The 13,806-nt window shown below is 73.3% G+C and carries 12 protein-coding genes and 1 pseudogene; 7 read left to right on the plus strand and 6 right to left on the minus strand.

The features are described 5' to 3' along the window. Position 1: 1 nt before the first annotated feature. Positions 2–913 (plus strand): M23 family metallopeptidase, encoded by a 912-nt coding sequence (locus OO52_RS20085; protein ID WP_030646818.1) that lies wholly within the window; start codon positions 2–4, stop codon positions 911–913. Positions 914–1,148: 235 nt separating this feature from the next. Then, positions 1,149–1,934, plus strand: a complete 786-nt coding sequence (locus OO52_RS20090; protein WP_030646820.1) for an SGNH/GDSL hydrolase family protein — start codon at positions 1,149–1,151, stop codon at positions 1,932–1,934. A 317-nt stretch (positions 1,935–2,251) separates the two neighbouring features. Here the strand turns inward: OO52_RS20090 and OO52_RS54615 are convergent. From OO52_RS54615 to OO52_RS20100, 3 genes and pseudogenes are all read right to left on the minus strand, one after another. Beyond that, positions 2,252–2,395, minus strand: a pseudogene (locus OO52_RS54615) (AraC family transcriptional regulator N-terminal domain-containing protein); the annotation flags it as partial. A 136-nt stretch (positions 2,396–2,531) separates the two neighbouring features. Then, positions 2,532–3,152, minus strand: a complete 621-nt coding sequence (locus tag OO52_RS20095) for a TetR/AcrR family transcriptional regulator (protein WP_106972026.1) — start codon at positions 3,150–3,152, stop codon at positions 2,532–2,534. 56 nt (positions 3,153–3,208) lie between these two features. Further along, positions 3,209–4,387 (minus strand): Glu/Leu/Phe/Val dehydrogenase dimerization domain-containing protein, encoded by a 1,179-nt coding sequence (locus OO52_RS20100; protein ID WP_030646825.1) that lies wholly within the window; start codon positions 4,385–4,387, stop codon positions 3,209–3,211. A 173-nt stretch (positions 4,388–4,560) separates the two neighbouring features. Between OO52_RS20100 and OO52_RS20105 the strand changes: the two genes are divergently transcribed. From OO52_RS20105 to OO52_RS20120, 4 genes are all read left to right on the plus strand, one after another. Then, on the plus strand, positions 4,561–5,769 hold the full coding sequence (locus OO52_RS20105) for an MBL fold metallo-hydrolase (RefSeq protein WP_420711399.1): 1,209 nt from the start codon (positions 4,561–4,563) through the stop codon (positions 5,767–5,769). 109 nt (positions 5,770–5,878) lie between these two features. Next, positions 5,879–6,613, plus strand: a complete 735-nt coding sequence (locus tag OO52_RS20110) for a TetR/AcrR family transcriptional regulator (protein ID WP_030992737.1) — start codon at positions 5,879–5,881, stop codon at positions 6,611–6,613. Between the two features lie 126 nt (positions 6,614–6,739). Next, a complete protein-coding gene (locus tag OO52_RS20115; RefSeq protein WP_030646830.1) occupies positions 6,740–7,048 on the plus strand; it encodes a hypothetical protein in 309 nt (102 codons plus the stop codon). A gap of 18 nt (positions 7,049–7,066) precedes the next feature. Then, entirely contained in the window at positions 7,067–8,140 is a 1,074-nt protein-coding gene (locus OO52_RS20120; protein WP_030646831.1) for a M14 family metallopeptidase, read from the plus strand. A 79-nt stretch (positions 8,141–8,219) separates the two neighbouring features. Here the strand turns inward: OO52_RS20120 and OO52_RS20125 are convergent, their stop codons facing one another. Genes OO52_RS20125 through OO52_RS20135 form a run of 3 tightly spaced genes read right to left on the minus strand, consistent with a single transcriptional unit; the run spans position 8,220 to position 10,687 of the window. After that, positions 8,220–9,614, minus strand: coding sequence for a hypothetical protein (locus OO52_RS20125; protein WP_030646833.1), 1,395 nt, complete (start codon positions 9,612–9,614; stop codon positions 8,220–8,222). A gap of 6 nt (positions 9,615–9,620) precedes the next feature. Then, positions 9,621–10,379 carry a hypothetical protein gene (locus tag OO52_RS20130; protein ID WP_030646836.1) on the minus strand — a complete coding sequence of 253 codons (759 nt, stop codon included), beginning with the start codon at positions 10,377–10,379 and terminating at the stop codon, positions 9,621–9,623. Between the two features lie 35 nt (positions 10,380–10,414). Next, positions 10,415–10,687 carry an ABC transporter permease gene (locus tag OO52_RS20135; RefSeq protein WP_030646838.1) on the minus strand — a complete coding sequence of 91 codons (273 nt, stop codon included), beginning with the start codon at positions 10,685–10,687 and terminating at the stop codon, positions 10,415–10,417. Between the two features lie 582 nt (positions 10,688–11,269). Between OO52_RS20135 and OO52_RS20140 the strand changes: the two genes are divergently transcribed. Then, entirely contained in the window at positions 11,270–13,723 is a 2,454-nt protein-coding gene (locus OO52_RS20140; RefSeq protein ID WP_432422517.1) for a sensor histidine kinase, read from the plus strand. Positions 13,724–13,806: the final 83 nt, after the last annotated feature.

Consider the following 13,806-nt stretch of genomic DNA (forward strand, 5'->3'; position numbering starts at 1 on the left):
CATGCCTGCCAAGGGTAAGCACCGACGTCCCAAGACCCCGCGTTTTTCCCGCTCCCTCGCCGTCGCCGGAACCGGTGGCGCCGCCCTGGCCCTGCCCCTCCTCGGGGCCACCGGAGCGCACGCCGCGCCCACCGCGCAGTCCGCCCCCGGAGCGGCCGTGCGGACCCTTCCCGACACGGTGAAGCAGACCGCCGCGCGGCAGGACGCGGGCGCGCGCACCTACACCGTGCGCAGCGGCGACTGCCTCGCGACGATCGCCCAGGACCAGCATGTCGGCGGCGGCTGGCAGCGGCTCTACGACGACAACCGGCAGGCCGTCGGCGCCGACCCGGGGCTCATCCACCCGGGCCTGAAGCTCAGCATCGGCGGGAAGGCCGCGCCGGCCACCGCGCAGCCGGCGCCCCCCGAGTCCACCGAGCCGGCTGCCCCCAAGGCCGGCGAGTACGCCGCGCCGCAGGCCACCCGGCAGGCCGCGCCGAAGCCCGCCGCCCAGCCGGCCTCCGCCGGTTACACCCTCCCGGTGGCCGGCGCCACCGTCGGCACCGGATACCACGTCGCCGGCAGCATGTGGTCCAGCGGCTACCACACCGGCGTCGACTTCGTCGTCCCGACCGGCACCCCCCTCAAGGCCGTCGCCGCGGGCACCGTCGTCTCCGCCGGCTGGGGCGGCGCGTACGGCAACCAGGTCGTCATCAAGCTGAACGACGGCTACTACGCCCAGTACGGCCACCTCTCCCAGCTCTCCGTGTCGGCCGGGCAGACCGTGACCGCGGGTCAGCAGATCGGCCTGTCCGGCGCCACCGGCAACGTGACCGGCCCGCACCTGCACTTCGAGATCCGCACCACTCCGGACTACGGCTCGGACGTCGACCCGGTCGCCTACCTCCGCTCGCACGGCGTCGCCGTCGGCTGACGCCCGCGCCCCCCGCGCCCCCGCACCACCTGCCCGCCACGCTGCCGAAGGCCGGACCCACGATCCCCGGGTCCGGCCTTCGGTGTACCGTGCAGCTTCTATTCCTGGCTTTGCAAACTATTTAAGAGTGGCTCATCTCACCATTCGTCAAGCCCTGCTTACGGTCGCGTAGGTCACATCCGAAGGTGAATCATGGTCCGACGTGGCAGACGATTCGAAGAATGACAGCAGATCAGTGATCGGGTCGTACGTGGCGGTGGGGGACAGCTTCACCGAGGGCGTCGGCGACCCCGGCCCCGACGGGGCGTTCGTGGGCTGGGCCGACCGGTTCGCGGTGCTCCTCGCCGACCGGCGTCCCGAGGGCGACTTCCAGTACACCAACCTCGCGGTGCGCGGAAAGCTGCTGGACCAGATCGTGGCCGACCAGGTGCCGCAGGCCGTCGAGATGGCCCCGGACCTGATCTCCTTCTGCGCGGGCGGCAACGACATCATCCGTCCCGGCACCGACCCCGACGAGGTGGCCGAACGCTTCGAACGCGCCGTGGCCCGGCTGACGGAGGCCGCCGGCACGGTGATGGTGACGACCGGGTTCGACACCCGCGGCGTCCCCCTCCTGAAGCACCTCCGCGGCAAGATCGCCACCTACAACGGCCATGTCCGTGCCATCGCCGACCGGTACGGCTGCCCCGTCCTCGACCTGTGGTCCCTCAAGTCCGTGCAGGACCGCAGGGCCTGGGACAGCGACCGGCTGCACCTCTCGCCCGAGGGGCACACGCGCGTGGCGCTGCGCGCGGGACAGGTCCTCGGCCTGGACGTCCCGGCCGACCCGGAGCAGCCGTGGCCGCCGCTGCCGCCCCGGGGCACGCTGGAGATCCGCCGCGACGACGTCCAGTGGGCCCGGGAGTACCTCGTCCCCTGGATCGGCCGCCGGCTGCGCGGCGAGTCCTCGGGCGACCACGTGACCGCCAAGGGCGCGCTGTCACCGGACGACATCAAGATGCGGATCGCCTCGGTGGCCTGACGCGGCCGACCGGTCGATCCGGCCGCCCCACCACCCCGCCACGGCCCGCGCCGGCACCACCGGCGCGGGCCCTCGCCGCTCCGGAGACGGACGCACCTCCTGCGTGGTCCAGCCCCCGTCGTGCAGCTCTCAGTGCTCGCGGATCCAGGGCACGGCCCGGGAGATGCGGCTCGGGCCGCGGTGGCACCGCTGGTCAAGCGGGAGATCCTGGGGCGCCTGATCATGAGCGACCGGGGGCGACGGTGCGCCGGCTCGGCCTGGCCGACAGCGGCCTCGGCGTCGCTGACGGCGATCCCGGACGGCGTGCCTGCGCCGGCGCGCGGGGTGTCCCCGGGGCCTGCCCGCAGCAGCGGTTCGGCGACGGTGGACGGCTCCAGGACGAGACCGAAGCCGAGGACCGGCCGCTCGGGCCCGACCTGGAGGAACTGCCCGGTGACGGGCGGGTCGACGGATGCGACCAGCTACTGCGGACATGGAGAGCGCCGGCGGGTCCGACCGGTCCGCCTTCGAGACGAGGACGCCATCGACGGCGGTGGTCCGGCAGGGGGCGGAGCTCTGCGAGGTGCCTACGTCCTTGCAGCCGTGAGGGGCGGCGCGTCAGCCCCGCCTGCCGGTCAACGCCTCGCGCTCCAGGCTCAGTTCACGGGCGAGAGCGTCGTCCACCCACTCCTGTGCCCGGGACCGGGGCACCGCGCCCGGGTACGACGTGAGCTGCACCGCCAGCCCGTCCAGCAGCGCGGTCAGCCGCAGTGCCGTGCCGGTCGGGTCCGCGCACGCGAACTCACCGGCCGCGACGCCCTCGGCGATGACGCCCGCGATCGCCGCCTTCCACTGCTCGTCCAGCTCCCGGGTGACCTTCCGCAGGGCGGGTTCGCGCAGGGACACGGCCCAGCCCTCGATCCACAGCCGCCAGCCCTTGGCCTGCCCGGTCGGCGCGTACCAGCGCACCGCCGCCCGCAGCCGGCGCAGCGCGGTGGTCCGCCGGCCCAGCAGCTTGCGCAGGCGCGCGAGGTCGTCCTCGGCCGCGTACGTGAACGCGGCGGCGACCAGCTTCTCCTTCGTGGAGAAGTGGTACAGCACCAGCGCGTTGCTCACACCGAGGGCCGCGGCCACGTCGGCGATCCTGACCGCCGCCACGCCCCGCGCCTCGATCTGCTCGATGGCCGCCCGCAGCAGTTCCTCCCGCCGCTCGGCCACGCTCAACCGCACTCTCGCCACGCGGTCACCCTAGTCGTTGACCCCGACGCCGCCGAAGCCGTCGCGCGGCAGGCCCGTCACCGGTACCACCCGAACCGTTCCGCGATCTCCGGCAACCGGTCGGCCACCAGGGCGTGCGCGGCCACGCGCGGGGTCGTCCCGTCGGCCTCCGCACGGTCCAGCATCCGGCCGACCAGGGCGCGCATCGAGCGCCGGATGTGCCCGAACGCCTCGTCGGCGTCCGCGCCGATGTCACCGAACAGGGTCCACCACCACCAGGCGTTCGTCGCGGAGTTGACCACCACGTCCGGCAGCACCGTCACCCCGCGCGCGGTCAGCAGCGCCTCCGCCTCGGGCACGACGGGCATGTTGGCGGCTTCGACGATCCAACGCGCCCGGACCCGCCCCTGGTTCGCACCGTCGACGGCGTACGACACGGCGGCCGGCACCAGCACCTCCGCCTCCGCGGACAGCCAGGCGTCGCCGGGCAGTTCGCGGTCGCCGGGGCGCAACGCGCCGCGGTCCACGGTGCCGTAGCCGTCCCGCGCCGCCAGCAGCGTCTCGACGTCCAGCCCCGCCGGGTTGGCGATCGTGCCCTTGATGTCGGCGACGGCCACGACCGTCAGGCCCGCGCGGGCGAGGAAGCGCGCGGTGGCCCCGCCCATCGTGCCGAGACCCTGCACGGCGACCCGGGTGCCCGGATACGGCACCGCCGCCCGGTCCAGGGCCGTCAGCACCGACTCGGCGACCCCGCAGCCGCCCGCCAGCTCGTCCAGGCCGATGCCGTCCACCTCCACCGCGAAGGCGTCCGCGAGCCGCGCGCGGGCCGTCGCCTCGTCGTCCAGCAGCGGATACACCGCCTGGACCGAGGAGACCAGGCCCGCCTCGGCCGCCGCGCGGTCCACCAGGTCCTGGGTGAGGCCCAGATCCTCGCCGGTGGTCCAGCAGCTCTCGACGTACGGCCGCATGGCGCGCAGGTACCGGACGAGGAGCCCGTACGCCTCCGGGTCCCGGGGATCGCAGTCGATGCCGCCCTTGGCACCGCCCAGCGGGACGTAGCGGCCCTCGGGGTCGTAGTGCAGGGCCTCCTTCATCGTCATGCCGCGGGCGAGCCCCGTCACCTCCTCCAGCGTGCAGCCGGGCCGCATCCGCAGCCCGCCGCTCGCCACGCCCCGCACCAGCCGGTCCACGACCAGGAAGCCCTGGCGGCCGGTGACGTGATCGATCCACACGAGCGACAGCAGAGGGGTGGTCACGGGGGTGGCCATGGGGGTGGTCATGGGGCTTCCTCGGGGGAGCGATGAGGTGATCACCTGAACGGCGAGTCAGTATCCGGAGCCGGTCCGGACCCTGTCAACGCGCTGAACGGTTCGTCAGCGGCGGGCGGACGCACCCCTCCGTGGCCGGGCCGCCGGCGGGGCCGACCATAATGGGGGCTTCACCCACTCCACCGGGAGGTACCGTGACCGGTCTGCGTTCCGCGAGCTCCGGGCTCCGCGCGCTGCGGCCCGCTGCGTTCGGAGCGGACCCGGGAGGTGAGCGCATGGCGCGCATCCGCCGCTCGCCGCACTTCAAGGACGGCGTCTTCCAGAACCCCGGCGGCCCCGCACGCACCCGGCCCTCCGGCTCCTCGCTGGACCTCGCAAAGGTGTTCCTGGACAAGGACACCCGGCCGCTGCGCGCCCCCAAGGGCACCGTCCCGGTGCATCCCACGACCTTCGCCGACCTGGCCAAGCCGCCCGCCACCGGACTGCGGCTGACCTGGATGGGCCACTCCAGCGTGCTCGCCGAGATCGACGGCCACCGGGTCCTGTTCGACCCGGTCTGGGGCGAGCGCTGCTCCCCGTTCCCCTTCGCCGGGCCCAAGCGGCTGCACCCGGTGCCGCTGCCGCTGGCCGCGCTCGGCCCGGTGGACGTCGTCGTGATCTCGCACGACCACTACGACCACCTGGACCTGCCCTCCATCAAGGCGCTGGCGGGCACGGACACCGTGTTCGCCGTGCCGCTCGGCGTGGGCGCCCACCTCGAGCACTGGGGCGTCTCCCCCGACCGGCTGCGCGAGCTGGACTGGCACGAGTCCACCCGGGTCGGCGGCCTCACCCTCACCGCCACCCCGGCCCGCCACTTCTGCGGCCGGGGCCTGCGCAACACCCAGCACACCCTCTGGGCGTCCTGGGCCGTCGCCGGCGAGGAGCACCGGATCTACCACAGCGGCGACACCGGCTACTTCGACGGCTTCAAGGACATCGGCGCCGCGCACGGCCCGTTCGACGCCACGATGGTCCAGATCGGGGCGTACAGCGAGTTCTGGCCCGACATCCACATGACCCCCGCGGAGGGCCTGCGCGCCCACCTCGACCTCCAGGGCGGCGCGCCGCACGGCGTCCTGCTGCCGATCCACTGGGGCACCTTCAACCTCGCCCCGCACCCCTGGGCCGAGCCGGGGGAGTGGACGAAGGAGGTCGCCGAGGAGGCCGGCCAGGCGGTGGCCCTGCCCCGGCCGGGCGAGCCCTTCGAACCCGCCGGCAAGCTGCCCGCGGAGGCGTGGTGGCGGAGCGCGTCGGGGGACGTGCGGCGCACCTGGCGCTCGGTCGGGGCGTTCGTCGCGGAGCCGCCCGCGCGCGGCACCGGCGTCTGAGCCGACTGACCCGACTGGGCCGACCGTGCCGAGTGGGCCCGCTTCCGCGGATAAAACGTACGATTGTGAATGAAATGTACGATGTACGCGGCGTACGCGGAGTGCGGCCATGGCAGAGCGCGACAAACCGGAGAGGCGGCGGCGCCTGAGCCGCCCCGTGGTGCTCGCCGCGGCCGTCGCCCTCGTGGACCGAGAAGGGCTGGCGGCCCTGACCATGCGCCGCCTGGCGGCGGACCTGGGCGTGGAGCCGATGGCGCTCTACCGGTACACGGACGGCAAGGAAGGGCTGCTGGACGGCTTGGTGGAGGCCTTCTTCGCCGAGGTCAACGAACGGCTGCGGACCTCTGTCGAGCAGGCCCGCGCCGACGCGGCCACCGAACCGCACTGGCGGGCCGAACTGCGCCGTATCGCGCGGGCCTTCGCCGGCGTGGTGCACGCCCATCCCGAAGTGCTGCCGGTGGTGGCCGTCCGCCCGCTCGCCGTGCCCGTCGCCCGGCGACCCGAGCCGTGGCTCCAGCTCACCGAGCACATGTTCGCCGTCCTCGCCCGCGCCGGATTCGACGACCCCACCGCGCTGACGATCTACCGCACCTTCGTCTCCTGGACCCTCGGCTGTCTCCTCGTCGACAAACGCCAGGCCGTGGACAACCCCGAGGAACCGGACCCCGTGCTGCGCCTCGGTCTGCACCGGTTGTCCGCCGCCGACTATCCGCGGCTGCGCGCCCTGGTCCCGCACTTCGCCGACTACGACGACGAACGCGAACTGGCGAACGGCCTCGACAGCCTGCTCAGCCGCATGCCCGAGGCGCCTCTTGACGCCTTCTACGGTCACGGAGGACCCTGAGGATACGACGTACACATCGGGCATACAGCCCAGGACAGCAGTAAATCGCTCAGCCTTCGTCGCTCGGAGCGTGTGCTGTCGACCCGGCGCCGTTCGCCGCGTGTCCCCCGTGCGGAAGAAGCCGTCATGTCCACCACCCCCCAGCCCATCCTGCGCGTGCGTGTCACCGCCCGGGATGCCGAAACCCTGCGCGCGCTCCTGCGCGACACCCACCCCGACGTCGGCGGGCTCGCTCGCCGCGCCGACGACGGGAGCTGCTCCATCGAGGCCTATGTGACCCCCGACCAGGCCGAGACGCTCCGGCGCGAGGGCGTGTCCGTCACGGCGATCGAGGACGTCACCGCCAAGGGTCAGGACCGCCAGGCCGAGGTCGGCCGGGGCGACCGCTTCGCCCCCGCCGACGCCGTGCCCCACGGGCTGGCCGACAAGGTCTAGGGCGCGGGGAGGAACACCATGCCGTACCTGAACATCACCGAGGTCGAGTCCGCCGTGACCAGCCTGGCCACCGCCTTCCCGGGCGCGAGCGAGCTGATCGACCTGCCCGAGCCCTCGGTCGAGGGCCGCGCCTGCCACGCCCTGCGGATCGGCACCGTCCCCGCCGGGACCAACGACTGCGCCGTACTCGTCGGCGGCGTGCACGCCCGAGAGTGGGGAAGCTGCGAGATCCTGGTCAACCTCGCCGCCGACCTGCTGGAGGCGCACGACGCCGGCACCGGTCTCGCCTACGGCGGCACCGCTTTCACCGCCGACGACGTGCGCACGATCCTGAGCGAACTGGACCTCGTCGTCTTCCCGCTGGTCAACCCGGACGGCCGGCGCTACAGCCAGAGCGTCGAACCGATGTGGCGCAAGAACCGCAACCCGGCCCGGTCGGGCGGCGACCCCGACCGCATCGGCGTCGACATCAACCGCAACTACGACTTCCTGTTCGACTTCGACACCGCCTTCGATCCCGCCGCGGCCCCGCGCGTCTCCTCCGACCCCGGCGACCTCGTGTACCAGGGCCCCCGGCCGTTCTCCGAGCCCGAGACCCGCAACGTCCGCTGGCTGTTCGACACCTACCCGCGCACCCGCTGGTTCGTCGACGTGCACAGCTACTCCGAGGACATGCTGACCGTCTGGGGCGACGACGAGAACCAGTCCCACGACCCGTCCCAGAACTTCCTCAACGCCGTCTACGACCATCGGCGCGGCCGTGGCGCGGACACCTACGCGGAATACCTCCCGAAGCCCGACGCCGACGACGCCGTCGTGCTCGCCGAACAGTTCTGCGCGGCCCTGCACGGCGTGCGCGGCCGTGCCTACCGTCCGATGTCCGGCTACCACCTGTACCCGACCTGCGGAACCAGCGACGACTACGCCTACTCCCGGCACATCGTCGACGAGCGGAAGGGCAAGATCCTCGGCTTCACCGCCGAGTGGGGCGACGCGGCCGGGGGCTTCCACCCGCCGTGGGCCGAGATGGAGCGGATCATCCTGGACGTCGACGCCGGACTCGTCCGGTTCTGCCTCACGGCACTCACCTGAGGGGACCGGCGAAGGCCTGGGGTCGGAGGGATCGGTGGAGGCGCCCGCTCCTGCGGACGCCTCCACTCGATGAACGGGTCTACGCGGCCCAGTGGAAGAAGAACGGGTCGATGGACGTCGGCACCCGTGTCACGTTGTCGAGGTCGAGCAACTGGTGGTGCACGAAGTCGGCGTGGCGCTGATAGGTCACGCCCTCCGGAAAGTTGGCCGGGTCGGGTGTGTTGTTCCCGCAGAACACCCCGTAGAGGTCCCGGCCCACGGTGATCAGCCGGATGTAGTCGCCCAGGTACGGCAGGAAGCGCGCCGGTGGCACCGTGGCCGGCGCCTGGTGCAGCACATGCCGCTCCGGCGTGTTCCGCCAGTCGTCGGACGTCAGCTCCAGCGCCGTCACCCACTGGCCCTGCTTGAACTGCTGGCAGACGAGCCCGAGCAGGGAATCGGTGGTGACGGCCAGGGCCGGATTCTTGGCGTCCGTGACGGTACGCACGTCCGACGACCAGGTCTGCCCGTGGTCGGTCGAGTGCCGCACGTGCAGCGTGCAGCCCATCTGCGTGCCGACGCGGTCGCACCAGGCCACCCAGACGCTCGCCGCGTCCGTGGGATCCACCGCGATCGAGAGGTCGCCGCCGAGGCGCTCCTGGCCCATGAACGCGTTGAACCGCTCGGACCGCTGCGCCACCACCCGCTGGCCGATGGCCGAGTCGTCGGCGTCCTTGAGGTCCTGGAAGGCGTTCGCGCCGGCACCGCCGTTGTCGTCACGGGTGACGACGACGTCGAAGGTGACGTTCACGACGCCGCCGCCGGCGGAGGCCGCGTTCGTCCAGCTCTCGAAGGTGGCGTACACCGTGCCGTCCGGGTGCAGCGCGGTGCGTACGGGCGGCCCGTCCTGCCCGGACGGGGAACGCTGTTCGACGGTGTTGCGCCGGAAGCCCGCGGGCGCCGGGGCCGTGCGGGCGTCGCCGGACACGTCCACGGCGGCGGACTTGGGGCGGCGTCCCAGGTCGTTGTTGGAGACGTAGACGCGGTCGCGGACGCCGCCGTCCACCTGGACGCTCCCGGCCTCGACCCAGGGCTGGTCGACCCGGTCCCGGCTGACGAGCAGCTCCATGGGCGCCGTCGAGGAGATGCCGGGCGCGCGCAGGATCTGCATGCGGAGGATGTCCTGCAGGGACGCCTCGGCGTTGAGGATGCCCGCGTACAGGGCGCCCCCCTCGGACGCGAAGCTGACCGAGATGTCGCTCGTGCCCAGCTCCGCGGTGCCGCCCGGGACGATGCTGCGCATCACCCAGGTGGTCCCGCCGTCGGTCGACACGTAGACGGGGGCGAGCGCTCCGCCCATCGGGTCGGGGGTGAACGCGGTCGCCACGATCTCCTCGGGGTGCTGGGGGTTGACGGCGAGGCTGGGTTCGGCGTCCTGGGTGCGGTCCCCGCTCAGGGCGACGGGGGTGATGTTGACGACTTTGAGCGTGGGCATGCCCGGTCACCTCCGTGCTGCCTGCAGTGTTTCGAGCCTCTGCACCGGCTGGTAGTCGTCCGGGTGGAGGATCTGGAAGGGGGCCAGTTCGGCCAGCGCGCCCTCGGTGGTGTGCAGGAACCACATGCCCTGCTGCGCGGCCTGTGGCTTCGGCGCGTCGAACCAGCGGAAGTCCCGGCTGTTGGGGAAGAGCACCGTGAGCTGACCCGGGGCCACCGGCCCTTGCTCCACATGCCCCACGTCGATCCGCGCGAGCCACCATTCCGGGGCGTGCTCCGAGACCCGCTCGTCCGCCGCCGCCCCGGGGTCCGCCTCCCGCAGGCCCACGACGACCCCGACGACGACCGCGTCCGCCTCGTCGGCGTGCGCGACCATGTCCGCGTCCTGGATGTCGCGCTCCACCGCCGTGAACGGCATGGCGTCGGCGGTCCTGGCCGCGCGGGCCACGTGCGGCTGTACGGCGTCCGCGGGCAGGCGCCCGACCTCCCGGACGGCGAGGCCCTCGCCGTAGACCGCGCCGTCGGCGAAGAACGCCGCCGCGTCGCCGACGGCCGGCGGTTCGAGGTCGTCCGACAGCCGAACGGTGACCTCGCTCCCGCCGAGCCGCTTCAAGGCGTCGGGCGCGTGCAGCACCTCGGCGACCCGGACCACGGCCGTGTGGTCGTCGGCCGGGACGCTCGCCACGCGCGAGTCGCCGAGCCGGACGACCGTACCGAGAAAGCTCAGGGGGGCCTTCCGGACGAGTTCGCTGAGGTCTTCAGGCATGGCGGTTCCTTCCCTTTCGCCTCAGCCAGGTGCCGCTAACGCGCGGAATGCGCGGCAGCGGGGTGGGTGCGGCGCCATTCGACGCGCGCGCCGAGCACGCACAGGACGGTGACCAGCGCGGTGATCGCCACGATCAGCCATTCGAGCGTGCCGCTCCCGGCGTCCGGATCGGCGCCGAAGGCGAGTTCGATCCAGGTGGGCCAGACCAGCGTGACGAGGAAGAGCAGTCCGGACAAGGTTCCCAGACCGGCTTCCGCCCAGAAGCGCGTCCGGACCGGGCGCGGCCCGTGGAGCGCGTGGAAGGCCATGGGACAGCCTCCCCTCCGTGCCGGGGGAAAGAAACGGGTTACGGGCCGACCGATCGGGCCACCGTACACCTACGCAGCACACGTACTACGTACACCAGTCTCCGCTCCGGCCCTGTCCCGGTCAAGGCCAAAGCGAACACGTTGAGTGATGATGCCTCGGCAGACACCGCTGCGCGGCGGAACCCTGAGGGAGCGCCACGGAGGCGGCGCGGGGAGCGCCTGCCGCGCGCGCGTGCGCCGCACGGAGGAGGGACGGTGGTGTGGGCGATCAGTCGACTGTTCCGTTCCTGACCGCTTGTGACCAGGTCGGATCGCTCCTGACTCGGATCGGTCCGGTGCCGAGCGGCGGTCACCGGACTTTCGTACGACGCCTCATACCAGAGCGGGACGATGCTCGGGTGACTTTGTCAACTGCCCACCGCACATGATGCTCAGGCAACTACTGTGAGTGTCCGCCGGGCGACGCGCGGCCGGGTGCACCGGTCCGCCGGCCGGCAGCGATGACGCATGCCCGCATCGACGCATGCCAGCACCGCGCACCGCACGAGGACACAGGCCCGACGGACCAGTACGAGGACGCAGATGTCTCACCTCCGAGCACCGGCCGCCCGCGCCGATCGCCGCGAGGGCGGCCGGCACGGGCGACCGGTCGCCCGACCCGCTCCCGCACTGCCCGAAACGTACATACGGCCCCAGTTGATGCGGCTCGCCGTCCTGCCGCCCCTCGCGGTCGCGCTCAGCGCCACCGCCGCGGTGCTGTTCAGCATCCGTTCCACCGGCGCACGCACCGGCCCCCTCCTGTGGGCCGTGCTCGCCGGGGCGGTCACCGTGGCCGTCGCCGGCATCCTGATCGCCGCCGTGGCCGCCGACCGCGCCGCCCGCTCGGTCACCGACCGCGTCGACGCGCTGCGCCGCACCGCCGCGCGCGGCGAGGCCGACCTGCACGCCCTGGTCGACGCGCTCCGGCAGGGCGAGACGCCGCCGCAGCGCGGCCCGCGCCGCCGGCCGCCCGCCGACGCCGACGACTTCGAACTGCTCGCCGCCGATCTGGCGCGCGCGTACGACGGCGCCGTCACCGCCGTCGTCCGGGCCGCCCAGCTCTCCAGCCAGACCGGCAGCCAGCAGAAGCTGGAGGTGTTCGTCAACCTCGCGCGGCGGCTCCAGTCCCTGGTGCACCGGGAGATCTCGATCCTGGACGACCTGGAGAACGAGATCGAGGACCCCGATCTGCTCAAGGGGCTCTTCCACGTCGACCACCTGGCCACCCGCATCCGCCGGCACGCCGAGAACCTCGCCGTGCTCGGCGGCGCGGTCTCCCGCCGGCAGTGGAGCAACCCCGTCAGCATGACCGAGGTGCTGCGCTCCGCCATCGCCGAGGTCGAGCAGTACTCCCGGGTCAGACTGGTGCCGCCCATCGACGGCGAACTGCGCGGCCACGCCGTCGCCGACGTCATCCACCTGCTCGCCGAACTCATCGAGAACGCCACGGTGTTCTCCGCCCCGCACACCCAGGTGCTGCTCCGCGCCAACCTCGTCACCTCCGGCCTCGCCGTGGAGGTCGAGGACCGCGGGCTGGGCATGCCCGTCGCCGAGCAGGAGCGGATGAACGCCGTGCTCGCCGACCCCGACCAGGTCAACGTCGCCAGCCTGCTGGCCGACGGCCGTATCGGGCTCTACGTCGTCTCCCAGCTCGCCCGGCGGCACAGCATCCACGTGCGGCTGCAGACCAACATCTACGGCGGGGTGCAGGCCGTCCTGGTCGTGCCGCAGGCCCTGCTGGGCAACGCGCCGGGAGTGCCGGGCACGGACGCCGGGACAGCCGTACCGCAGCTCGCCGGGACAGCCGTACCGCAGCCGCAGCCGCAGATGCCGGGGGAGGCCGGGGCGTCGCAGGAGGTGCCGGTGGCGGCACCCGTACCCGCGCCCGGTGCCGGGAACGGTGCCGGAGCGGGGAGTGCCGCCGGAGGCGGGCGCGGCTCCAGGCCGGGCAGCGGGGACCGGGCCGGTGATGCGGCCGAGTCCGGGACGGGCGGCGGGCAGACCGCGGCCACCGGCCGGCGACGGCACGCCCAGCGGGGACCGGGACGGCGTGCGACCGAGAGCGGTACGCGCGGCCGGGACGGCGGTGCCCCGGCCCCGCTTCCCGTGCGCGGCGCCCAAGAGGCACGGCCCACACCCGCCGAGGCCGTGCCCGGCATCAGCGCCGGGGACCGGGCGGCGGTGGATGCGCACACGGGCGTCCTGCCCACCCCGCGCGTCGGCCCGGTCCGCGGCACCATGGACAAGCCCCAACTGCCCCGTCGGCGTGCCCAGGAGCACATCGTGCCCCAGCTGCGCGGCGGCCCGCTGCCCCGCCAGGAGAGCGACACCGTCGCCGGCCATGACCCCGGACTGATGGCCGCCTTCCAGCGCGGCATCGGACTCGCGGAGGCCCAGCAGAGCCTGGAGTCCGAGCATGAGGAGCCGGAGTTCCGGGCGCCGGAGCCCCGGGGGGCCGAGTTCCGACAGCCTGGGTTCCAGGCGCCTGGGTTCCGTGAGCCGGGGTTCCGGGAGCCGGAGTACGAGAACACGGCGTACGGGCACATGGGTTCGGGCCACATGGATGCCGGGCACAGCGCAGGCGCGCACCTGGCGGCGTCCGAGCCGGGATCGGCCGAGCCGACGCGCGCCCGTCCCGAGCACGGCGGCCCGGACCACATGGGGTCACAGCACACGGGTCAGGAGCACGCGGACCAGAAGCACATGGGGCCGGACCACACGGGTGCGGACCACATGGGGCCGGACCACGCGGCCCAGGGCTACACGGGTGCGCACCACATGGGGCCGGGCCACACGTCCACAGGCCACATGTCCCCAGACCACACGCCGGCAGGCCACACAGCCGAGCCCCCCACCACCTCGGACCGCACCACCCCCCGCCACTCCGCCCAGGACACCCTGCCCCCGGCCCCGATACCCCAGGCGCACGCCCACGCGCCCGCAGCCGACGGCGTTCGCGGAACAGGCCGGTCCGAGGGGAGCGCCCCGGCCGGATGACCGCCCCCGCACCCGCACCCGCACGTCGTACCCCCACCCCCACCCCCAGCGCTCCCGCTGGTCTTCGTACCCCAAGGAGTCGA

This window comes from Streptomyces flaveolus (genome assembly GCF_000716535.1).
Lineage (GTDB): Bacteria > Actinomycetota > Actinomycetes > Streptomycetales > Streptomycetaceae > Streptomyces > Streptomyces flaveolus_A.